Source organism: Spongiibacter pelagi, from assembly GCF_014705705.1.
GTDB classification, from domain to species: Bacteria; Pseudomonadota; Gammaproteobacteria; order Pseudomonadales; family Spongiibacteraceae; genus Spongiibacter; species Spongiibacter pelagi.
The window spans coordinates 56,799-79,436 of the sequence record NZ_JACXLD010000006.1; the positions used below are offsets into that span (position 1 = coordinate 56,799).

At 52.2% G+C, this 22,638-nt stretch carries 21 protein-coding genes; 6 read left to right on the plus strand and 15 right to left on the minus strand.

All coding sequences use genetic code 11. The features are described from left to right. Positions 1–64 precede the first annotated feature (64 nt). Positions 65–895, minus strand: coding sequence for a bifunctional transcriptional activator/DNA repair enzyme AdaA (locus tag IB286_RS11160; protein ID WP_190765546.1), 831 nt, complete (start codon positions 893–895; stop codon positions 65–67). Between the two features lie 269 nt (positions 896–1,164). Here IB286_RS11160 and IB286_RS11165 point away from each other — a divergent pair, with 269 nt between their 5' ends. The 4 genes from IB286_RS11165 to pyk all read left to right on the plus strand — a co-directional run bounded on the left by IB286_RS11165 (position 1,165) and on the right by pyk (position 6,066). After that, positions 1,165–2,229, plus strand: a complete 1,065-nt coding sequence (locus IB286_RS11165; RefSeq protein WP_190765548.1) for a Rieske 2Fe-2S domain-containing protein — start codon at positions 1,165–1,167, stop codon at positions 2,227–2,229. A 42-nt stretch (positions 2,230–2,271) separates the two neighbouring features. Continuing rightward, a complete protein-coding gene (locus tag IB286_RS11170) occupies positions 2,272–3,183 on the plus strand; it encodes a VOC family protein (RefSeq protein WP_190765551.1) in 912 nt (303 codons plus the stop codon). A 114-nt stretch (positions 3,184–3,297) separates the two neighbouring features. Continuing rightward, positions 3,298–4,446 (plus strand): acyl-CoA dehydrogenase family protein, encoded by a 1,149-nt coding sequence (locus tag IB286_RS11175; protein WP_190765553.1) that lies wholly within the window; start codon positions 3,298–3,300, stop codon positions 4,444–4,446. A gap of 198 nt (positions 4,447–4,644) precedes the next feature. After that, a complete protein-coding gene (gene pyk / locus IB286_RS11180) occupies positions 4,645–6,066 on the plus strand; it encodes a pyruvate kinase (RefSeq protein WP_190765555.1) in 1,422 nt (473 codons plus the stop codon). Here the strand turns inward: pyk and IB286_RS11185 are convergent. The 11 genes from IB286_RS11185 to speD form a co-directional block, all read right to left on the minus strand. Beyond that, the gene (locus IB286_RS11185; RefSeq protein ID WP_190765557.1) at positions 6,030–6,698 is read right to left on the minus strand and encodes a class II aldolase/adducin family protein; all 669 of its coding nucleotides are present in this window, start codon (positions 6,696–6,698) and stop codon (positions 6,030–6,032) included. The two genes, pyk and IB286_RS11185, sit on opposite strands and share 37 nt — an antisense overlap. 13 nt (positions 6,699–6,711) lie before the next feature. After that, complete coding sequence (htpX, locus tag IB286_RS11190; RefSeq protein ID WP_190765559.1) at positions 6,712–7,599, minus strand: protease HtpX; 888 nt, start codon at positions 7,597–7,599, stop codon at positions 6,712–6,714. 79 nt (positions 7,600–7,678) lie between these two features. Further along, positions 7,679–8,008 (minus strand): hypothetical protein, encoded by a 330-nt coding sequence (locus IB286_RS11195; protein WP_190765562.1) that lies wholly within the window; start codon positions 8,006–8,008, stop codon positions 7,679–7,681. Positions 8,009–8,076: 68 nt separating this feature from the next. Beyond that, positions 8,077–8,577 (minus strand): DnaJ domain-containing protein, encoded by a 501-nt coding sequence (locus tag IB286_RS11200; RefSeq protein WP_223826328.1) that lies wholly within the window; start codon positions 8,575–8,577, stop codon positions 8,077–8,079. A 108-nt stretch (positions 8,578–8,685) separates the two neighbouring features. Beyond that, positions 8,686–8,895: a hypothetical protein gene (locus IB286_RS11205; RefSeq protein WP_190765564.1), complete on the minus strand. Its 210-nt coding sequence runs from the start codon at positions 8,893–8,895 to the stop codon at positions 8,686–8,688. A gap of 142 nt (positions 8,896–9,037) precedes the next feature. Then, on the minus strand, positions 9,038–9,823 hold the full coding sequence (locus IB286_RS11210; protein ID WP_190765566.1) for a crotonase/enoyl-CoA hydratase family protein: 786 nt from the start codon (positions 9,821–9,823) through the stop codon (positions 9,038–9,040). 11 nt (positions 9,824–9,834) lie between these two features. Next, positions 9,835–12,099: an arginine/lysine/ornithine decarboxylase gene (locus IB286_RS11215; RefSeq protein WP_190765568.1), complete on the minus strand. Its 2,265-nt coding sequence runs from the start codon at positions 12,097–12,099 to the stop codon at positions 9,835–9,837. A 226-nt stretch (positions 12,100–12,325) separates the two neighbouring features. Beyond that, a complete protein-coding gene (locus IB286_RS11220; protein WP_190765570.1) occupies positions 12,326–14,053 on the minus strand; it encodes a ShlB/FhaC/HecB family hemolysin secretion/activation protein in 1,728 nt (575 codons plus the stop codon). Positions 14,054–14,151: 98 nt separating this feature from the next. Further along, a complete protein-coding gene (locus tag IB286_RS15735) occupies positions 14,152–16,473 on the minus strand; it encodes an OmpA family protein (RefSeq protein WP_317889746.1) in 2,322 nt (773 codons plus the stop codon). Between the two features lie 579 nt (positions 16,474–17,052). Continuing rightward, complete coding sequence (gene speE / locus IB286_RS11230; RefSeq protein ID WP_190765572.1) at positions 17,053–17,904, minus strand: polyamine aminopropyltransferase; 852 nt, start codon at positions 17,902–17,904, stop codon at positions 17,053–17,055. Then, positions 17,904–18,353, minus strand: a complete 450-nt coding sequence (speD, locus tag IB286_RS11235; protein WP_190765574.1) for an adenosylmethionine decarboxylase — start codon at positions 18,351–18,353, stop codon at positions 17,904–17,906. Before speD ends, speE begins: the two co-directional genes overlap by 1 nt. Positions 18,354–18,583: 230 nt before the next feature. Here speD and msrA point away from each other — a divergent pair, with 230 nt between their 5' ends. Beyond that, positions 18,584–19,228 carry a peptide-methionine (S)-S-oxide reductase MsrA gene (msrA, locus tag IB286_RS11240; RefSeq protein ID WP_190765576.1) on the plus strand — a complete coding sequence of 215 codons (645 nt, stop codon included), beginning with the start codon at positions 18,584–18,586 and terminating at the stop codon, positions 19,226–19,228. A gap of 3 nt (positions 19,229–19,231) precedes the next feature. Here msrA and IB286_RS11245 read toward each other — a convergent pair whose 3' ends face one another. The 3 genes from IB286_RS11245 to rimO all read right to left on the minus strand — a co-directional run bounded on the left by IB286_RS11245 (position 19,232) and on the right by rimO (position 21,722). After that, positions 19,232–19,561 carry a DUF6489 family protein gene (locus IB286_RS11245; RefSeq protein ID WP_190765578.1) on the minus strand — a complete coding sequence of 110 codons (330 nt, stop codon included), beginning with the start codon at positions 19,559–19,561 and terminating at the stop codon, positions 19,232–19,234. A gap of 79 nt (positions 19,562–19,640) precedes the next feature. Continuing rightward, on the minus strand, positions 19,641–20,360 hold the full coding sequence (locus IB286_RS11250) for a 16S rRNA (uracil(1498)-N(3))-methyltransferase (protein ID WP_190765580.1): 720 nt from the start codon (positions 20,358–20,360) through the stop codon (positions 19,641–19,643). A gap of 27 nt (positions 20,361–20,387) precedes the next feature. Next, the gene (rimO, locus tag IB286_RS11255) at positions 20,388–21,722 is read right to left on the minus strand and encodes a 30S ribosomal protein S12 methylthiotransferase RimO (protein WP_190765582.1); all 1,335 of its coding nucleotides are present in this window, start codon (positions 21,720–21,722) and stop codon (positions 20,388–20,390) included. A gap of 249 nt (positions 21,723–21,971) precedes the next feature. On the opposite strand from rimO, the gene IB286_RS11260 reads away from it, so the two are divergent. Further along, on the plus strand, positions 21,972–22,550 hold the full coding sequence (locus tag IB286_RS11260) for a hypothetical protein (RefSeq protein WP_190765584.1): 579 nt from the start codon (positions 21,972–21,974) through the stop codon (positions 22,548–22,550). The last annotated feature ends 88 nt before the right edge of the window (positions 22,551–22,638 follow it).

The following is a 22,638-nucleotide window of genomic DNA, read 5'->3' on the forward strand; positions in this document are numbered from 1 at the left end:
ATGGGGCTGCGGGCCAAACATAATCCAAATGCATGGTTTGGATTATGTGGGTTGTAGCGTGGGCTTACAGCCGCGCCACTTCCCAGCTAAACAGAGCCCGTTTTCTGGATTCGCCCCATCGATAACCGCCAAGTTCGCCACTTTGCCGAATAACACGGTGACAGGGAATCAGCAGGGCAATCGGGTTGCTGCCAACGGCGGTGCCCACCGCACGGGCGGCGCCGGAGTGGCCAATGGCTTTGGCCATTTCGCCGTAGCTGGTGAAGTTGCCGGGCTGGATCGCCAGCAACATACGCCATACCTGCACCTGAAAATTAGTGCCTTTTACATAGAGGGAAAGCGGTTGGCGTAACGGTTCTGGGGCGCTGAAAATAGTGCGTAATATCGGCTCGGCGAGTTGAGGGTTGTGTTGAATTTTGGCGTTTGGCCACTGGCTTTGTAGTGCTTTTAGCTCTTCTGCCTGATCCGTTTCGCTGTCTATGAATACCAGCTTACAAATACCTCGATCTGTGCTGGCAAGCAGAGCTGTACCAAAAGGGGTGTCGCCGATATCCCAATATAGATCTAATCCTTCCGCGCCCTTGGCGTATTCACCGGGTGTCATTGCCTCAAGGCTGACAAAGTGGTCGTGCAGCCGTGAGCTGCCACTGAGCCCGAGCTGATGGCTCACCTCTATAAGGTTTTCACTATTGGTAAGGCGCCGTTTGGCTTCATCCACGGTCAGTATTTGTAAAAAGCGCTTTGGGCTAACGCCGGTCCAGCGACTAAACAGCCGCTGAAAATGGTGGGGGCTGAGATGAACCTGCCGGGCAACGGTTTCCAGGTCGGGTTGTTCAGTGCTGTGCGCGATCAAATAGTCTATGGCGGTACTGATGCGTTGGTAGTCGCTGGTCACGTTGGCGCGGGCCTACTAATAAAAGACAGCCATTATGCTATGAGATCGCTGCCGGTAACTCGACCCGTTTATTGCGCAATGTCTGGTAAGTGGTGACAAAATGTATTTTTTAGTTTTATTTTCTATTATTGGTGGTTAAATAAAATCCTGTAAAAACAGTTGCTTATCGTATTTTATCGCTAGTCTGAATGGGGGATAGAAGGGCCGAGTGGGCTGTGTGAGAATTTTTCCATACTGCGAAAAAGTGGTTTTTACACGGGAGAATAATGATGAGCCAGCCAGCGGAGCTTCCCCGCAAGCCCCATATTATTGAAGCGGCCGAAGTGCCAGATCGTTACGCGCGAGGTTGGTATTGCCTCGGCCTTGCAAGTGAATACGGCGCTGAGCCGGTGAAACTGAATTATTTTGGTACGCGTTTGGTTGCCTATCGCGGCGAAGATAATCAAATGCATATTCTTGACGGCTACTGCCCGCATATGGGGGCCGATTTGAGTGAGGGCTGTGTGGAAGGTAATTCCATTCGCTGCCCGTTTCATAGCTGGCGCTGGGGCAGTGATGGCGTCTGCGATGACATTCCCTATGCCAAGCGCATTCCACCCAAGGCGGTAATTCGTTCCTACCCCACCTTGGAAGAAAACCATTTGCTGTTTGTATGGTACGACCCAGAAGGGAATCCGCCGATTGAAGAACAGCGTCCACCGAGGATCGATGATTTGTTTGATCCCACTTGGACCATCTGGCATATGGATCTGATGACCATTAATACCAACTCGCGAGAGCTGGTGGATAACATGGCCGATGTGGCGCATTTTGGCCCGGTGCACGGTGCGCCGGTAACCGAATTCCGCAATGTGGTGCACAAGCACACGTATCAGCAAGTATTGATCGGCGGTTCTGAATTGCTGGCCGAGGATGGCAAGCTCACTTCGGTCGCCACCTATTACGGCCCGGCTTATATGAATACTTATATGACGGGTCAGTTTGACGGTGTGGACGTGGAGTCACGTTTGCTAGTGACCCATGTGCCGATCAATCACAATAGTTTTGATCTGCGTTTTGGTGTGGCGGTGAAAAAGATGCCCGGCCTCACCGACGAACAAAACGATGAAATGGCCAAACAGTACGTTGAGCAAAACCGCACGGCGTTTTTCCAGGATGTGGATATTTGGCACACCAAAACCCGTGTTGATAATCCGGTGTTGTGTGACGGCGATGGCCCGCTGCATCGCTTGCGTCAGTGGTATGCCCAGTTCTATGTGGATGCTGCCGAGGTGCCGGAATCATTTAATGAACGCAAAGAGTATGTGGTGGACTACGCGCTGCGTAATCTCTGATCTTAATAACTAAACGAAAACCCACGAAAATAAGGAAAACGCATGGACGTTCGCAGTCTGGGTTATGTGGTCATCGAATCAACTGATCCGCAGAAGTGGCTGGAATTTGGAACTGACATTATCGGCCTGATGGTGGCGCCAGCCATGCCGCAGGATGGCAATGTCTACTTGAAAATGGATGAGCGTCCGTTTCGCTTCGCCATTGTGAAAGGCGAGCAAGATCGTCTGTTGTGTTCCGGTTTAGAGCTGCGCAGCCAAGACGATTTTGAAGACGCCAAGCTGGAATTAAAAGCCGCTGGTGTGCCGTTTACAGTAGAGTCTGATGAACTGGCTCAAGCTCGTAAAGTGAAAGGAATCATGAGTCTGGCTGATCCTTCAGGCAATAATTTGGAACTGTACTGGGGAGCGGAATTGGACTTCGGTAAGTTTATTTCGCCCAAAGGAATCAGTGGTTTTGAAACCGGTTTGAATGGTGATATGGGCTTTGGTCACGCGGTATTACCAGCAGCCAAGCTGAAAGAAACTCATGCCTTTTATACTGATGTGCTGGGCTTTGGCGACAGCGATTATATGCACTTCAAGTTCAATCCCGATCCGGCTGATCCGGGGCAGGGATTGCACTTTATGCACTGCAATAATCCACGGCATCACAGCCTAGCCTTGTATGAAGATACGCAAAACCCCGTGGGCTGTGTGCACCTGATGGTGGAAACCCTAGAAACCGACGAAGTGGGCTATTGCCTTGATCGGGTAGAAGCGGCGGGTATTCCCATTGTTTCTACCTTGGGTCGTCATACCAACGACCGTATGTTGTCGTTCTATATGGCAACACCGGGTGGCTTTGCCTTGGAATTTGGCACTGGCGGCCTGCAATTGGATTGGGAACACTTCACGCCGACGGTAACTACGTTGCCTAGCCTTTGGGGACATAAATTCCAAATGCCCGATGGCTGATTTGTACAAGTAAGAGTTGTATTCGGCAAAAAGTGTACTCGGCAAACACATAAATAACAGCATAATCTGAGAGCCTGAGATCGGGCTCAAGGTCGTACAGGAGAACAATAATAGATGAACTTCACCAGCATGATGGCGGCAATTGAAGAACTAAAACCCTTGCTTCGGGAACGCGTACCGCAAACCCGTGAGCTGCGTAAGGTGCCACAGGAAAGTATTGATGCCCTTCAAGAAATGGGTTTTTTCCTCGCACTGCAGCCAAAGCGTTATGGCGGTTTGGAAATGTCGCCACAGGAGTTTTTTAAAATGCAGATTGCTCTGGCAGAGGCGTGTATGTCTACTGCTTGGGCCGGAGGCATTATTGCTATCCACGCACTGCAAGTGGCGATGATGGATGACCGTGCACAGCAGGCGGTGTGGGGTGAATCTATTCATACGCGGGTTTCTTCCTCTTACGCCCCGCTGGGTAAAGTGGAAGTGGTTGATGGTGGTTTTAAACTGAGTGGTCGCTGGGGCTGGTCTAGCGGTGGCGATCACTGTACTTGGGTTTTAGTGGGCGCCATTGTGCCCGGCGAGGGCTACCGCACTTTCCTGGTGCCGCGTGGTGATTACGAGTTGGTAGACACCTGGCATTCCATGGGTTTGGAGGGCACCGGTTCCAATGACATTGTGATCGCAGGCTGTTTTGTGCCGGATTATATGACTCACAAACAGAGCGATGGTTTTGCCGGTACAAACCCCGGTTTGGCGGTAAACGATGCGCCGCTGTATAAACTGCCTTGGGCGCAGAGTTTTATTCGTGTGGTGTCCACGCCCGCGATCGGTGCTTGTAAAGCGACAGTTGATCTCTATAAACACGCGGTTCTGAACAAGGCCAGCGGCGACCCGACTAAACTTGCCGGTGATACCCAAGTGGTGGAGCGCATTGCTGCCGCTTTGAATGGCATTGATGAAATGGAAGCGATTCTATTCCGCAACTTTGATCGTATGATGGCGCAGGTAGAAGCCGGTGAAGACATCTCCATTGAAGATCGGGTGCTGTATCGCTATCAGGCTTCAATGGTCATCAGCAAAAGTATCGGCATTGTGGATTCACTGTTTGAAGTGGCGGGTGGCCACTCGGTGTTTACCAATAGTGAAATCCAGCAACGTTTCCGCGATGTGCATACCGCCCGCGCCCACGTGGCGAATAACCCAACAGGGTTTGCCCGTAACCTCGGCGGTGTCGCCTTGGGCATGGAGAATATGGATTTCTTTGTGTAAGCCTTTAACTTTAGGTATACCAACGCCCGGTACTGCCGGGCGTTTTTGTTTTTGCTTTTACTTGGTAAGGCATACCGGGTTGTCATCTGCTATTCATTTCAGCGTGCTAGCTTGAAATAAAAATAGATTTCAGTGATGCTGCTATTTCTATTGTGATTGTTACAATACCCCGATTTTTTCAGTGGTAAGAAGGTTGTTATGCGCCGCACCAAAATAGTGGCCACGGTCGGCCCGGCTTGTGATTCCCCCGAACAGATCCGCAAAATGATCCGCGCTGGAGTCAATGTATTCCGGCTGAATTTCTCTCACGGTAGTGCCGATGAGCATCGTCAGCGCGCTTTGGATATTCGGGCGGTGGCTACCGAAGAACAGCGCTATGTGGGTCTGCTGGGTGATTTGCAGGGGCCCAAAATTCGTCTGCGTAAATTGGCGGTGGACTACGTTCAACTGTCTCCCGGTTTGCCATTGATTCTGGATACCCAACTGGCCGATGGCGAGGGTACAGAAACCCATATCGGTGTCGACTACGAACCGCTGGCGCGCTCTGTCGCCGCCGGTGATACCTTGCTGTTGGACGATGGCCGCCTGCGCCTGACCGTAGATAAAGTGCTCGGCGAGCAAGTGTTCTGTATTTCTGAAAGCAGCGGCAAGCTCTACTCTCGTAAGGGGATTAACCGACTCGGCGGTGGCTTGTCTGCGCCAGCGCTAACCGAAAAAGATTTGGCCGATATTGTTCACGCCTCTGAAATGGGCTTGGACTTTGTCGCGGTTTCTTTTCCTAGCTCCGCAAGCTGCATAAACGATGCGCGCACTCGGTTAGAGGCTGCCGGTTGCTTTGCTCAGATCATCGGCAAGATCGAACGCGCCGAGGCGGTGGCGGAAGATGATCATTTAGATGATCTGATTCGCGCCTGTGACGGTGTTATGGTGGCGCGCGGTGATCTCGGTGTTGAGATTGGTGATGCGGCCCTGATTGGTTTGCAGAAGCACATTATCAAACGCGCGCGGGTATTGAATCGCCCGGTGATTACTGCCACCCAGATGATGGAATCCATGATTCACAATCCGGTGCCGACCCGCGCCGAAGTGTTTGATGTGGCCAATGCCGTGCTGGATGGCACCGATGCGGTGATGCTCTCGGCAGAAACCGCTACCGGTGATTACCCGGTGGAAACGGTTGCTGCAATGGCACGAAATTGTGAGGGCGCCGAGCGTTATCCTTCTGCGCGTAAATCCAGTTACCGAATGGAGCGCACCTTCGATTCTGTGGAAGAAACCTTGGCGATGAGTGCGGTCTATGCCGCTAACCATCAGCAAGGTGTGAAGGCGATTGTGTCGCTCACAGAAACCGGTCGTACCACTTTGCTAATGTCCCGCCTGACCTCGGGTATTCCTATTTTTGCTTTTAGCCGCAATGCGGAAACCTGTAACCGGGTGAGCCTGTATCGCGGTGTATTTGCGGTGCCGAGTGAAACCGCAGAGCCGGCCACTGAGGCTTGTTTGGCAGAGCTAACCAAGCGTGGTTATGTGGAGAAAGGCGATTTGATTTTGATTACCAAGGGCGATCAAATCGGTGTGGGCAATCACACCAATACGTTGAAAATTGTTGAAGTGCCCTGACCATAGCCGGAGGCAAAGCGTTTTAGCACGGCTTCCATCTCCGCTTGGCTTAGTAATACCGGCTCGCCACTTTGCAGGCTGAGCAGGTACATGGCGGCTAACTCTTCCACTTCCTGCGCAAGCGCTAGCGCAGTCAGCGGTGAATCGCCCAGCGCTATTTGGCCGTGGTTGGCCATGAGGCAGGCATTCACGTCATACAGATTTTTGCTGACGCTATTGGCCAGTGTTTCAGTGCCAAATTCAGCGTATTCCGTACAGGGAATTTCCGCAGCGCCAGCAACGGCAACCATATAGTGAAAGGCCGGAATAGGGCGTCTTAAACAGGCTAGCGCGGTAGCGTGTCTGGAATGGCAGTGGACAATGGCTTGGCAGCGTGGATGGTCGCGATAAATCTGCTGATGTAAGTGCCATTCGCTGGAAGGGCGAATACCGTCGATGGCGGGTTTGCCTTCATCAGCAATAAACGCCAAATTACTTAAACTGGCTTCACCTGCACTTAAACCGCTGGCGCTGATCCACATACCGTCTTCGGTTCGCACCGAGGCATTGCCGCTGGCGCCGGGACTGATCCCGGCGACATACATTTTGTGTAGGGCATCAACCAGTTGCCGTTTTCGTTCGGTGTCGCTCATGGCTAGGGTGAACTCAGGCGCCTTGTTTAAGTGCTTGAATACGACGTTCCAGCGGTGGGTGTGAGCTGAACAGAGCCATCAAATCTTGTTTGGCCTGACTGCTAATGCCAAAGGCGGTCATTTCGCCGGGCAGATCACTGGGCAGGCCTTGCTGTTGTTGCAGGCGGCGCAGGGCGTCGATCATATCTTGGCGGCCCGCTAAACTCGCACCGGCGTGGTCGGCACGGAATTCGCGCCAGCGCGAGAACCACATAACAATAATTGAGGCCAGAATCCCTAGGATCATTTCGGCAATAAAGGTGGTGATGTAAAAGCCGATGCCGTGACCGCGCTCGGTTTTAAATACCACGCGATCGACGGTGTGACCGATAATACGGGCGAAGAACATCACGAAGGTATTCACCACGCCCTGAATCAGGGTCAGGGTAATCATATCGCCATTGGCAACGTGGCCGATTTCATGGCCCAGTACCGCGCGAATTTCATTGGGGCGCATTTGCTGCATCAAGCCTTCTGATACGGCAACGAGGGCCTTATTGCGGTTCCAGCCAGTCGCAAACGCATTGGCGGCCGGCGAGGGAAAGATACCCACTTCTGGCATGGCAATACCGGCTTTTTGCGACAGCTCGGCCACAGTTTCCATCAGCCAGCGCTCATTGGCGGTGCGCGGTTGTTCAATGATCTGGGTGCGGGTACTGCGCTTGGCCATCCATTTGGACATCAGCAGCGAAATAATCGAGCCGCTCATACCAAACACGGCACAAAACACCAGTAGGGCGCCGAGGTTAAGGTCTACACCATTGGCGTCCATATAGCTTTGAACACCGAGCAGACTCAAAGTGATACTGGCTACCAGTACCACCGCTAAGTTTGTGGCGAGAAACAGAAAAATGCGCATCATGGGCGAAGCCATCCTTGTAAGTAAGTTCTGCCAGATAATCTGGGGCTGAGCGCCTCGGCTTTCAAGTTATTCCGGGCGCTCAGGGAGAAATTTCATCATCCGGTAATGATTGGACGTCGTCGTCAGCGTGTTGTTCATTTTCCGCTGTAAGAAGCTCTTGATTTTCGGCTAGCGGTTTCAGAATTTCTGGCCCGGCTTCCACTGTGGGTTGGCCAGAGTCGTCCATATCGCATAACAGGGGCTGGGCGCGCAGGTAGATATCTTTGCTGCTGTGTTCGAACACGATATTTACGGCTTCGTCGCGGTGGGCGGTGCGAAACAGGATTCGCCGATCGCGGCCGTCTACCCATTCCTGTTGTTTGCTCAGGTAGTGGCCGTCTTGATTTTGGATAACAAAAATACTGCTCATGGTTCTACTTCGGTTACGTTTGCGGGCTGAGTGTAGCGGGTTTGCCTGCTGGCTGAAAGCGAGGTAAATCAGCGTTTCAGCAGGGTTTCCTTGGCGGCGTTGAGCTGGCTGGCGAGATAGTCATTGCCGCCGCGATCTGGATGCAGTTTTTGCATCAACTGGCGGTGGGCCTGAATGATGTCGTCTTCGCTTGCGGTTTCCTTTAAGCCGAGAATTGCCAATGCTTCATTACGGCTCATATTGCCGTTGCTGCTAGTCGGTGGCGGTGTGTGATTGGCGCTTTGTCCATTTTTGCCGCTTTGCTCATTATCGCCGCGCTGTTGGTTAAGTCGGTGATAAACGTGGTTGAGAATGTATTGGCGCACAAAGGGCAGGGCACCGCCGATAAGGCCGGCGATCCAGTGAACTCGCCCGGTTAGCGACATCACCACCAATCCTGCGGCCGCCAAGCCAATAATCAGGCTCAGATAATAGGAGCGGCGTTGTTCGGGCGGCTTTTGTTGAACCACAGTGACAAAGCGATACAGTGCATAAAGAATAAGGGCGGCAAAGGCAAGGCGAATGATCATTGAGAACTGTCCGTAAATCGAACCGACAGTATAAGGTGAGAAAATTTCCGGGGGAACCGTCCGGGGTCAGACTTGCCCCGGATTATAAGGTGTATGTTTCGCAGGGGGTTAGTGCAGGGTTTCGCTGGCCTTAAGTTGGTGCAGCTCTTCGATGTAGTGCTTGCGACCATATAACTCAGATTCAATTGCTAGACGTTCAACGTCATTTTGCCATTCGGAATTTTTCAGCATGTCCAGCAGTTTACGGCTGCACAGATTTTTAACCATGTTTGGTGATAATGTGCTTGGTGATGTTGCATTCTGTTGATTGATATTCATCTTATTTCCTCTATGTTTCTGGCTGCTCTATTTCAGGCCAGTGCTCTCTGTTCTTAGCTAGCTCGCACATAGTTACGGAATTAGATGTCAATCTGATGACAAAATCAGGAAGTTTTAAAGGCGGGAAATACTAGGTATGCGCTTATTCTGCACGGCCGTGACGGCCTGCACCCTGGGTAAAGCGGCTGGCGCCGTCCAAGGTTTCACCCGAGGCGAGGGTCTCTAGGCCAAGGCGAAATTCTTCCTGTATGGCCTCGGCTTCGTCCATTCCCCATTGCTGGTAGGCACTCAGACGGTCATTGCGCATACAGGTCTGCGGTAATTTACTCAGTTGCAGGGCCAGCTCTTGGGCGGTGCGGAGGGCTTGTCCACTTTCGACTAAGCGGTTGGCGAGGCCGATTTTAAAGGCTTCTTCGGCATTGACCGCGCGGCCGGTCAGAATCATATCCATAGCGCGACTCATACCAATTAAGCGCGGTAGGCGCACGGTGCCGCCATCAATGAGTGGCACGCCAAAGCGCCGACAGAATACGCCAAAGATGGCGCTTTGATCCGCCACCCGTAAATCACACCAGCAGGCCAGTTCCAAGCCGCCGGCAACGCAGTGGCCGGAAACGGCGGCAATAACGGGTTTGCTTAATTGCAAGCGGCTGGGGCCCATGGGGCCGTCACCCTCGGTGTTCAGAGGGTTGCGCCGCTCGGGTTCGCCGGCGAAGGCTTTGAGATCGGCGCCGGCACAAAAAACATCGGGACCGCCGGTGAGTATTGCCACCGCCAGAGAATCATCGGCATCAAAGTCTTGGAAAACTTGCGCCAGCGCGCGTGCGGTTGGGCCGTCTACCGCATTGCGGACCTCGGGGCGATTCAGGGTCACGGTGAGTACCGGGCTCTGAATACTGATCAGCAGATTGGGGTAGGCGGCCTGCATGGTAAGCGAGCTTATTCGATTACCGCGTCGACAAAGTAGTGATCAACGCCGTTCACTTTTTCTTTCACTAGGCCGTGGCAGTCGGTTTCAAAGCCGGGGAAGCGGGCATTGAAGTCGCGTACAAACTGCAGGTAGCGAACGATGGTGGCATTGAAGCGCTCACCGGGAATCAGCAGTGGAATACCGGGCGGGTAAGGGGTGACCAGCATGGCGGTAGTGCGGCCTTCCAGTTCGTCGATAGACACGCGCTCAACCTGACGGTGCGACATTTTTGACCAAGCATCGGCCGGCACCATGGTGGGCTCGATGTTCGACAAATACATCTCGGTGGTAATCCGCGCCAGATCATATTCCTTGTAAACGCTGTGAATATCGTTACACAGGTCGCGCAGGCCGACTTTGTCGTAGCGTGGATTCTTGGCGGCAAACTGCGGCATAACCCGCCACAGTGGCAGGTTCTGGTCGTAGTCATCTTTGAACTGCTGTAGTTCGGTCACCATGGAGTTCCAGCGGCCTTTGGTGATACCGATGGTGAACATGATAAAGAAGGAATACAGCCCCGTTTTCTCGATGATAATGCCGTGCTCGGCCAGATATTTGCTGACAATCGCGGCGGGAATACCCTGATCGTCAAATTTGCCCTGCACATCGAGGCCGGGGGTGATAATGGTGGCTTTGATCGGATCGAGCATATTAAAGCCAGACTCGATATCACCAAAACCGTGCCAGTGGTCGTCGGCGTGAATTACCCAGTCGTCGCGATCGCCAATACCTGAATCGGAAATTTGATCCGGCCCCCACACTTTGAACCACCAATCGTCGCCGTATTCATTATCGACTTTGCGCATAGCGCGGCGGAAATCGATGGCTTCCAAAATTGATTCTTCAACCAGTGCGTGTCCACCCGGAGGTTCCATCATGGCTGCGGCCACGTCGCAAGACGCAATAATGGCGTACTGCGGTGAGGTAGAGGCGTGCATCAAATAGGATTCATTGAAGCGGTGGGTGTCCAGTTTCCGCTCGCGGCTGTCTTGCACCAGAATTTGTGAGGCTTGAGACAGGCCCGCCAGTAATTTGTGGGTCGACTGGGTGGCAAACACCAAGCTCTTATCCGAGCGGGGACGGTCGTTAGCAATGGCGTGCATATCTTTGTAGAAGGGATGGAAGGCCGCGTGGGGCAACCAAGCTTCGTCAAAGTGCAGGGTGTCGATGGTATTGCCGAGTGTGGCTTTAATTTCTTCCACGTTATAGACCACACCGTCGTAGGTGCTTTGGGTAATGGTCAAAATGCGTGGCTGTTTATTCTCGACATGTTTGGCGAAGGGGTGGGCTTCAATTTTGGCGCGAATGGCTTCCGGGTCAAATTCCGATTTGGGAATAGGGCCGATAATGCCGTAGTGGTTACGGGTCGGCATGAGGAATACCGGAATCGCGCCGGTCATGATAATGCTGTGCAGAATGGATTTGTGACAGTTGCGGTCAACTACCACGATATCGCCGGGTGCGACCACCGAATGCCAAACGACTTTGTTGGAGGTTGAGGTGCCATTGGTCACAAAGAACAAATGGTCGCAGCCAAAAATACGGGCGGCGTTTTCTTCACTGGCGCTCACTGGGCCGGTGTGGTCTAGCAATTGGCCCAGTTCTTCTACCGCATTACACACGTCGGCGCGCAACAGGTTTTCGCCAAAGAACTGGTGAAACATTTGCCCGACCGGGCTTTTCAAAAACGCGACACCACCGGAGTGGCCGGGGCAGTGCCAAGAGTAGGAACTGTCGCTGGCGTAGTTCATTAACGCACTAAAAAATGGGGGCGCTAGTGAGTCTAGATATTTATTGGCTTCGCGGATGATATGGCGGGCCACAAATTCGGGAGTGTCTTCGAACATATGAATGAAACCGTGCAGCTCGCGCAGAATTTCATTGGGAATATGTTGTGAGGTGCGAGTTTCGCCGTAGAGAAATACCGGAATATCGTTGTTGCGCTGACGCACGGCGCGCATAAATTCGCCGATGGACGCGAGCGTTTGGCTGCTGTAGTTGTTGTCGTCTTCCTCTAGGCTTTCTTCAAATTCTTCATCGTCGATGGAGAGAATGAAACAAGAGGCGCGGCTGGCCTGCTGGGCAAAGGCGGTCAAATCACCGTAACTGGTAAAGCCGATAACTTCCATGCCTTCTTTGCTGATGGCATCGGCGAGGTCGCGGATACCTGAACCGGAGATATTTTCTGAGCGAAAATCTTCATCAATGACGACTACCGGAAAGCGAAATTTCATGCCTGAGACTCTTAGTGAGAAATGTTTAGCGACTTGAGTAGGAAACCCTACCATTAAAGCCTGCCTGATTTTAGTGCCTGATCATTGCAGTTTTTGACTCAAGTCACTGAGAGCAAGGATATTACCGTTTCCACGTCAGCGCTGAAACACTCTCGGAATAATTAATCGCCCATAAAAAAAGCCCCCGACCAAGGCCGAGGGCTTTTAATATGAGCTGGCAATGACCTTAGAAAGTCAGGCGAACGCGCCAGTAGAAGTCAGCTTCCAGTGATTCCAGATAATCTTCGTCTTGAACATCATCGGTCAGTGGGCGAGCCACCACGACTTCACTGTAGAGTTGGTCACGGTAGTTCAGCTGCAAGCCCAAGCCAGCATCGGCCACGCTTTGCTCGTCACCTTCTGGCGAGCTGGCGTTTTCGAACCAAGCGGCGCCGTATTCAGCAAACAGGCTTGGCACCAGTTTGAAGTCGCCCATTTGGTAAGTGCGCTCGTAAGCGGCATAGCCAAAGTAACCGGAGTCACCAATGAGTACGCCTGGCAGGTAAGCGCTCAGGGTGTTCATGCCGCCGAGAACAAACTGTTGCTGCTGTGGCACTTGCTCGTCAGAGTATTGTGCTTTGGCGTTGATTTTCAGGGCGCCGTTTTCACCGAGACGCAACTGGTAGTTGGCGGTCGGAATCAGCGCAACAAACTCCGCTGTGCGCGCTTGTGGTACCACGTCTGGCGCATCAGTAGCCGTTGGGTAGGCGGCAAAATAAGCTTGTGCAAAGCTGGGGTAGTCATCCAGTGTGCCGCCGTCGCCCATGCCGGTTTTCAGGCTCAGGCCCAAGGTCAGTTGTGAGGCAGAGCTGTCTGGAGTGTTGTAGGTGGTTTTAATGTATTTACCGCCGACTTCCAGGGTTTGGTAAACCTCATCCAGAATCTTGCCGTTAACGCCGGATTGCTCAATGCTGGAGTCGATGTGCGACACTTTTTCATTCAGCAGAATGCGGGTCCAAGGGGTGCTGTACAGCACTTGTTCGCCGCGCAGCGCCACTTGCAGAATTTCCGCATCCAGATTGACCCGAGTGCTGCTGCTAGTAGGGTCACAGCCAACCAGCGTATTGCCGATAACGCCGAGACCGAGGGTGTCGGTCAAGGTACAAACCGCACCGCCAAGGCCACCGCTAGCGCTGGTAGTGGTAACTTGTGGATCGCGGGTGTATTCGGTGTAACTAGCATCTACGCCGTAAAGGCCGAAGGCGAAGGGGCGGTCGATACTGACGCTCAGTTGATTGAGTTCGTCGCCATCGCGGGATTCGCCGAGGTCAGCAAAGGCGGTTTGCACCGCTGCGCTGATTTGAGTGCCGTCTTCGGTGCGGTGTTTGATGCCGGCCATGCCGAAGTAGCGGCCTAAGAAGCGGCTGCCTTTGTTATTGGTTTCAAGAATAAAGTCGGTAGCGTCGTAGTCTTCGACTTTTTCTGAGGTGAATACCATCGCCACTTTGCCGTCGCCCAGCTCTTCATAGGAAATGCTGTAGTCGTAGCCGCCGCGCTGTGCTTGCAGGTCAGCCAGCACGCGGGGAGTGTCGTATTCGGGAATGGTGAGGTCGGCATCGCCTTCAAGGTGTTTGAAGTGGGCAACGGCACGCTCGTCGCCTTTCACTTCTGCCAGCACTTTCTGGTCGACAAAAACCAGAATGGCGTCAAGTGAACGATAGTAATTAACGGTGACCAGCAGGTGACCTTCTTCGTAATAGCGGCGAGTCAAATTCAGAACCGCTTCGGAAGGGTTTTTCGCCGAAGTGATGATCTCGGTAACCGCGGAGTCGGTCAGGTGACTATTGCCGTAGACTCGGAGTGTGGTCTCGCCCGTTTTAGCGGAAATTGCCGCAGGGGAGCTGGCCAAAATTGCCTGAGTTTCGGCTTGGTTCAGCTGGGCGGGTGGGATGACCGGTGGCAAATCAATCGCCATGTTGTTTCTCCTAAATTCAAATAATCGGCGGTTCGTTTAATGTAATAAAGCGGCCGTTCCACATGGGAGAGCCGCTTTTAATAAGGGCTTGTTCTACATCATTGGTCCAGAACGCGCAATTCAACACGGCGGTTGCGTGCCATGCCTTCATCTGTTGTGTTTTCAGCAACGGGTTGGCTTTCACCGTAACCCTGTGCGCTGATGCGGTCAGGCTCAACACCTTTTGCGGTCAGGTAGTCGTAAACCGCCTTGGCGCGTTTGTCCGAAAGCACCTGATTGTACTCATCTGAGGCGCGGGAGTCTGTATGCCCAGCAATTTCAATCTTCTTCGCTTCAGAAGTATTGATGACATTAACGGCGGCATCCAAGGTGACGATAGATTCTGGTTTCAACATATCGCTGTCGGTTTCGAAAAACACGCCTTCCAAACGCAGGGCGCCAGTGGCTAATTCAAGTGAGCAGCCGTTTGGCAATACAGCGGCACCTGCCGGGGTATCGAGACAGCTGTCTTTGCTGTCGCAAACGCCATCGCCATCACCGTCGGCGCAGCTGCCAACATCAATCATATTGGGGTCGAGCAGGGCTAGCAGACCTTGTTGGTCGTCATCGCGGCCGTTGCCGTTGCCATTGCCGCCGTTACCGTTGGCGCCACCACCGAGAATGTCATTAACCGTACCACTGCCATCGGCGGTGTTTTGGTCATTGGTAGTCAGTGCGTCGGTCAGGCTGCCGCCGGTAAGATCATTAACCGTCAGATCAAGTGGCGTAGTGAGCGGGGCCAGTGCGTCTACCAGAGGCGTGGTTACTGGCTCAAGGGTGCCAATCGCCAGTTCCTCAAGCGTGGTGTCTACGCTGTCGGTCAGTGGGTCGAGGCCCAGATCAAGAGCGTCAACAATCGGTGACAGACCTTCACCGAGTGGGGCCACAATCACCGCCAGCGGTGAGCTGCCTTCCGCTGTTGAAGTTGTGCTGGGGCCGCCGCCGAGAATATCGTTAACCGCACCGTTGCCATCAGCGGTGTTGTCGTCGTTATTGGTCAACGCATCTTCTACAGAACCGCCGGTTAATTGGCCAACCAGACCGTCAACGGGGTCGGTTACGGGTTCAAGTACATCCAGCAGGGGCTCGGTTAGGGGAGCAGCTGCATCCAGAATGGGTTCCAGCAGTTGATCGTCAATGACATCGGTAATGGGATTTAGGCCCATGTCTAAGCCATCTACTACCGCAGCCAATGAATCAGCCAAGATTTGGCCAGTTTCACCCAGGCTGGATACTTCACCAGCTTCTTGACCGCTATTAGGGTAGGTATCGCCGCCCAAAGTGTCATTAACGGTGCCATCGCCATCGGCGGTGTTGTCATCGTTATTGGTTAAGGCGTCTTCCAGTGAGCCGCCAGTGATATCGGCCAGCGTGCCATCAACGGGATCAGTGATGGGTTCGATCTGGGCCAGCAGTTCTTCGGTCAATGGCGACAGCGCATCCAGCAGCGCGTGGAGAAGCTCGCTATCGACGGGGTCAGTGAGGGTGTCCAGCGAAACATCCAGAAAATCGACCAGTGGCGCCAGACCTTCACCCAGCGGTTGAGTCAGGAATGGCAGTAGAGATTTCTCACCAGCTTCGGTGCCGCTGCCCGCAACTTGGTCGCCGCCGAGCAGGTCATTAACAATGCCATCACCATCGCTGGCATTGTCGTCGTTATTGGTCAGCGCATCTTCCAGTGAACCGCCGGTAACATCGGCAAGAATGCCATCAACGGGATCAGTAACCGGCTCCAGTACAGCCAGCAATTCTTCAGTCAGTGGTGATAGGGCATCCAACAGGGCAACGCCGAGATTGTCATCAACCGCATCGGTCAGTGGATCAAGGGTGACATCCAGCCAGTCGATAAGTGGAGCCAGACTTTCACCAAGAGGGCCAGTGATAGGGGCTAGGGCAGAAGCTTCGCCTGCTTCTGTGCCACTTGCAGAGTTCGTGGGGCCACTCAATAGGTCATTTACTGCGCCATTGCCATCGGCAGTGTTGTCATCAATATTGGTTAGCGCATCTTCCAGAGAGCCGCCGGTAAGGTCGAAAAGCAAACCGTCAACAGGGTCTGTTACCGGTTCAACTAAAGACAAAACCGGGGTTGTCAGTGGAGAAAGCCCTTCGAGTATGGGTTCCAGCAGCATGTCATCAATAGGATCGGTAAGGGGGTCTAGCCCCTTATTGATAGATTGAACCAGTGGGCTGATTCCACGGCCAAGTGGGCCGGTAATGGGAGCCAGTGGCGATAGCTCGGGTTCGAAACCTCTATGGCTAAGAATAGAGCTTAATATGGCCAGTGGCGGAGCCGCCTGAGCAGGTGCTGGGGCAGTTAACAGCCCGCCGGTAGTGATTGCTGAAATAGCCAAAGCTATTGCGTGCTGTTTCAGGGATTTCATGTCGTACTCCTGACAAGGACATGGATCTGGAGAGGTGCTCCGGTCCGTGGAAAACTGGCTTTCCCTAGCGCTTGCTTGGTATTGAACAGGTGCAGTTGTTCAAAAATGCTTAGCGTCCTTGCTAAGTGTAACTACGTATATATTACAGAAAAGTTATAGCGTTAGAAGTCTTTACTGATATTTTTGTGGATAAATTTAGGTTTTTTTATGACTTAAATCTCGGTAGACAAAAATGTCGCTAATAATTTTTAGTTGTATGACTCGAAGTGCCTAATTTGTAACGTTTATTTCAGCTTAAAACCAAGCAAGCGCTTGTCTTTTGTTGGGGCAAATATATTGCTCAAGATGAGTTTGAGAATGATTTAATCCGTGGCTGAGGGTGTTTTCTAAGCCAGCGATTGAAGGTGTTTTTAAAAAAAGTTGCTGCTGGTTTGAGAGGAATATTGAAGATAAAAAAATGCCCTGCTTAAGCGTTGGCTTAACGGGGCATGTGTTTGAGGGGCATGTGTTTGAGGGGCATGTGCTTGTGGGGCATGTACTTGTGGGGAAGTGTGCCGCGTTTGGTTTATGGGACTCGATTTATTGACCGAGACTGTCGACCAAATACTGAGGCAGGGCAAACGAGCCCATGTGCAGCGCAGGATTGTAGTAACGCGTTTTAATGCCAGATTGCTTGAAGCGTTGTTGCAGGGTTGGCAAGTCCAGCTCTCTTGGCGCTGAAGACTCAGAGGCCCAAGCAAAGGTCATAATGCCGCCAACATAGGTGGGCACCGCCGCAGTATAAAACGCCGTGTCGGCAAACAGAGGCGACAATCGCTTACTGGTAGTGCTGACTTCTTCGGGTTGCATAAATGCCACGCCGTTCTGCGCAGCAAAAATGCCGCCGGGTTTTAAGCTGCGTTTAATCCCTTCATAGAAAGGAGAGGTAAACAGCACTTCGCCGGGGCCGATAGGATCGGTACTGTCAGATAGAACGACATCAAACTTGCGATCGGTATTGCGAACGTAATCAATGCCGTCGCCAATCACAATTTCTGCGCGCGGATTTTGATACGCGCCGGCAGAGTGATTGGGCAGGTATTTAACGCACATATCAATCACGGCTTGATCGATTTCTACTTGAACGACCCGTTCAACTTCTGGGTGTTTTAGTACTTCGCGCAGCAGTCCGCCGTCACCGCCACCAATAATCAACACGTCTTTGGCTTGCCCGTGGGCAAACAGGGGAACGTGAGACAGCATTTCGTGGTAGATGAATTCGTCGCGCTCAGTGGTTTGGATAATGCCATCCAAGGCCATAACTCGCCCAAAACTGCCTGACTCAAAAATAATCAGGTGTTGGTGGTCGGTTTTGTTTTCAAACAGGACTTCGCGAATTTCGAAGCCCTGATGATAACCTTGGTGCAGTGTTTCGTTGAGCCAGTCTGCCATTAGTCCATTCTGCCGCGCAGGTTTTCACCCACTTCGACCCGAGATGGATTAAAAGCGGCCTGAAGAATTTCAACGGCTAATTCAGGCTTGGCATCGCCACACATGAATACGTCAAAAGCGGCGTAGTCGCGCTCTGGCCATGTGTGAACACTGATATGAGATTCCGCCAGAACCGCAACACCGGAAATACCGCCATTGGGCGTAAAGTGGTGCATGTGAATGTGCAGCAGGGTCGCGCCACATTCTCTTACACAGTCCAAAAAGGCTTGTTCCATACGGGGAATATCATCGAGGTGGGAAGCGCCCCATAAATCGATGATCAGGTGCGTGCCAGCGTAGTGTACGCCGTCGCGAACGATGAAATGGTCGAGGTTTTCGTCCGATTTAGTAATCGGCTTACAAGTGGCAGCGCCGGCCTCCATAGAAGGCATAAGATCCAAGCTTTTCATTTAGCATAAATCCTCCGCAGGGGTGAAAGGGACGGGGATTTAACCTGTTTTTTTCTCTAATTGCAATAAAAAACGGTGGTTTTTTGAACGGTTTGCCAATGCTAATCTATTGAAAGAAAAGGGAGTTTTTTCTATGCCCTGCGGGATTCGGGAAATTGAACAGCGTGTGGCTTACAGACCCTTATAGCAGTGCTATTCTGCATTGCTGACGCGATAAAACTGGACGAAAAATGAACATTTTTGACCGCTATAAAAAGCCCATGACCCTGCCAACAAAAGAACAGGCCCTGCCCGGTCGTGAGCGTGCTATGCCGGTGGCTGAACGACACGTGGTGTTGAACTCGCCAATGACAGAACCTTTTCCAGCAGAGTATGAACAGGTGTTAGTTGGTCTTGGCTGTTTTTGGGGAGCGGAACGCAAATTCTGGACTCAGCCCGGTGTGTACACCACGGCGGTGGGGTATAGCGCAGGGGTAACGCCGAATCCCACTTATGAGGAAGTGTGCTCGGGGATGACTGGCCACAATGAAGTGGTATTGGTGGTTTTTGATCCTGAGGTGCTTAGTTTTAAGTCTCTGCTTAAAGTGTTTTGGGAGAGTCACAATCCAACTCAAGGCATGCGGCAGGGCAATGATATTGGCACACAGTATCGCTCGGGGATTTATTGTTCTACGCCACAGCAATGTGAGATGGCAGCGGAGTCGCTGAGTCAATATCAGCAAGATTTGGCCACAGCGGGTTTGCCGGAAATTACCACCGAGGTGCAAATGGCGGGGCCGTTTTATTACGCGGAAGATTATCACCAGCAATATCTGGCGAAAAACCCCGGTGGCTATTGTGGTCTAGGCGGCACCGGGGTGTCGTGTACTCTCTAGCGACTATTCCTTTTCTTTAGTGCTACTGCTGCTGCGGCGACGTGTGCCGGTTGCCGCTTTTGCTGCAGCGGCGGCGGCCTCAGCGGTGGTTTTTATCGGCGACTTTTTCTCCGCTTCTTTGTCTTTTTTAACAAAGCCTTTTAAAAAGCGCGAGGTAACATCCAGTGTTTTCATACCTTCATTTAACGCGGATTTAGCAAGGGACTGGATGAGCTCGGTGTCGCCATCGCTGACGCGGGTATATACCGCTTCCCATAATGGCTGCATATCGGGCAGGCCAATTAGGCGGCGCAGCTCTTCGGGTTCAATGTCGACTTCTACGTTTATTTTCATGTCGGCAACCTGTTGTGAGATTCCGACTCAGTATGCCACTGCTACGAGTAGGGTCAACTGGCGATAGTGGCTTGAATACTTAAAGAAAAAGCTTTGATATCAGGGCGGGGACAGCAGTCTCGACTTTTAATATGCGCGAGCCAAAGCTAAAGGCCTCACAGCCGGCGGCCATTAATTTTTCAACCTCGTAGGGAATAAATCCGCCTTCGGGGCCGATGGCGAGTAATTGAGATTCCTTTAAATTTCTTTCTGGATATTCAGAAAGCGACAGAGACGCATAGGGATGGGCGAGCCAGCCCTTGGTGTTTTTAAGTCGATCCGGTAGTTGATCTTCCGCAAAGGGTTTAAAGAGTTTGGCTCTTTCCAGCGTGGGTAAAATCGTGTCGCCGGATTGCTCAAGTCCTTCGATCATTGCTGCGTGTAAGTGGGCATCATCGACCAGTGGGCTTTGCCAATAACTTTTTTCTACGCGGTAGCTGTTAAGCAAAATTATGTGTTTTACGCCTAGTTCTGTTGCGCTGCGTAGAATTCGACGAGCCGCTTTGGGGCGCGGCAGCGCCAGTAATAAAGTGAGCGGGAGTTTGGCGGGTGGCATTGCATTGAGGCTGACGCGCAGTTCAATTTTATCGCTTATGGATACAGTCTCTGCGCTGCCTAACTTGCCACCTAGCAGCCCGCATTTCAGTGTGTCACCGACTTGAGCCTTGAGCACTTCTCGAATGTGTTTTGCGCGGTGGTCGTTGATTTGAACCGTATTTTCCTGAATAAAATCTTCAGGGTTTAGCAAAATCACATTCATCGTTGGGAATAGCCAGCTAGCAAAAAATTACGCCGGTTCGGCCCACAGGTCGTAGTCGTCGGCACCGATGATATTTACCACCAAGGCATCGCCGGGCTGTACATCGGTTACACCGTCTAGATAGACCTTGCCGTCAATTTCTGGGGCATCGGCAATGCTGCGACCGATAGCGCCTTCTTCATCAACATAATCAATCAGGATTTCTTCCTGATTGCCGATCCGTTGCTGTAAGCGTTGTGCGGAAATTTCTTGAGCGACAGCCATAAAGCGTTCCCAGCGCTCGCGTTTAATCTCGTCTGGCACCTGATCGGGCAGATCGTTGGCGGTGGCGCCGTCAACCGGGGAGTATTCGAAACAGCCAACCCGATCCAATTGCGCTTCCTGCAGCCAATCCAAAAGCATTTGGAAATCTTCTTCGGTTTCGCCGGGGAAGCCGACAATAAAGGTGGAGCGAATCACCAGATCGGGGCACTGTTCACGCCACGCTTTGATGCGCTCAAGGGTTTTTTCCTGATGCGCCGGGCGCTTCATTGCTTTGAGAATTTTGGGGCTGGCGTGCTGAAAGGGAATATCCAGATAGGGCAGGATTTTGCCTTCGGCCATCAGCGGAATCACATTGTCGACATGGGGGTAGGGGTACACGTAGTGTAGTCGCACCCAAACGCCCATTTCGCCGAGCGCCTCGCAAAGTTCTAACATGCGGCTTTTAACCGGGCGGCCATTCCAGAAGCCGGTGCGGTATTTAATATCTACGCCGTAGGCGCTGGTGTCTTGAGAGATGACCAGTAGTTCGCGCACGCCGGCATTGACCAGTCGCTGCGCTTCTTCAAGTACATCGCCCACTGGGCGGCTAACCAAGTCGCCACGCATGGAAGGAATAATGCAGAAGCTACAGCGGTGATTGCAACCTTCTGAAATTTTCAAATAAGCGTAATGGCGAGGTGTTAATTTGATGCCTTGTGGTGGCACAAGATCGACAAAGGGATCGTGCTGGCTTTCTTGCGGCGCCCATTCATGCACGGCGCTGACCACTTCTTCATAGGCCGCGGGGCCACTTACCGCGAGCACATCTGGGTGAACTTCGCGGATTTTGCTGTCGTCGCCCATACAGCCAGTGACGATGACTTTGCCGTTTTCTTTTAGGGCTTCGCCAATGGCGTCGAGGGATTCCTGCTTGGCGCTGTCGATAAAACCGCAGGTATTCACCACGACCACATCGGCGTCTTCATAGCTGGGAACCACGTCATAGCCTTCCATGCGCAGCTGAGTGAGGATGCGTTCAGAGTCCACCAAGGCTTTTGGACAACCGAGGCTGACCATGCCGACTTTTTTGGCGGGGGCTTTGCTGGGGGACTGACTCATGGATGGAAAACCTGTGGGTGAAGAGGCGGCGATTTTAGCATGTTCAATCCCAATTGGCTTTCTGGGGTTTCTGGTTTTTACGAGCACTCTAGGTTGATCTTTCAAGTTTATTTGGGTTAAAAAGCGCCCGTTTCTTCCAATGGCGCACTTTTCGGCTTTGTCAAAAGCTATTGGTGGGCTGCTTTTTTGTTTACTCTTCCACGTAGTTCTCGGTTTGAACACGGATTTGGATTTGAAATGGACATCGCTATGAAAAAAATGCTTTCCTCTCTTTTCGCTACCGTTTGTGTCATTGCCGCTGTCACCAGCGTTAATGCAGTGGCTGAATCTTCAACAAGCTGGGCAGAAGCCCCATTGGCGGCAGCCTTGAATGAAAATTCAAGTTTGCTCGATGGCGAGACGGTTTCCGTTAGCTTGGCGTATAGCGCACCGGGGCCGCAGGGCTATGGTTTTGGTTCACGGGTGTTGAAGCCGCTGGCCAAATCCCGCGCAAGCGATGAAATTAAACAAGAGTTGCTGGCCTTAAAGCAGGCGGCTTTTGAGATGATGCCTGAAAGCGTGGTGCAAACCACAAATCGTCAATCGCGTTATCACCTGCAGATTGATGTTGCTGCGCAGGACTATATCGGCGGTGAAGAGCCGGTAAAACACAAAATTCGCTTTTCACTTTCGAGAAAAGGCATGAGCCGCGATCTGGTCACTGAAACCTATTTGATCGAGTCGGGTGTGAGCTTGTCTTCTCAAGATGTGGTGGCGAGCTTAGGCAATGTGCTGGGTAAAGTGGGTGTTGAACCTGCGCTTGTTCAGTCTATTAGCGCAGTAAATTAGTGCTTATTGCCTCAAATTAGATTTGCTGGATCACTTTTCGGTTGGCGAAAAAGTCGTTAGTAAGCCGAACAGGAAGTTCGGCAGGGAA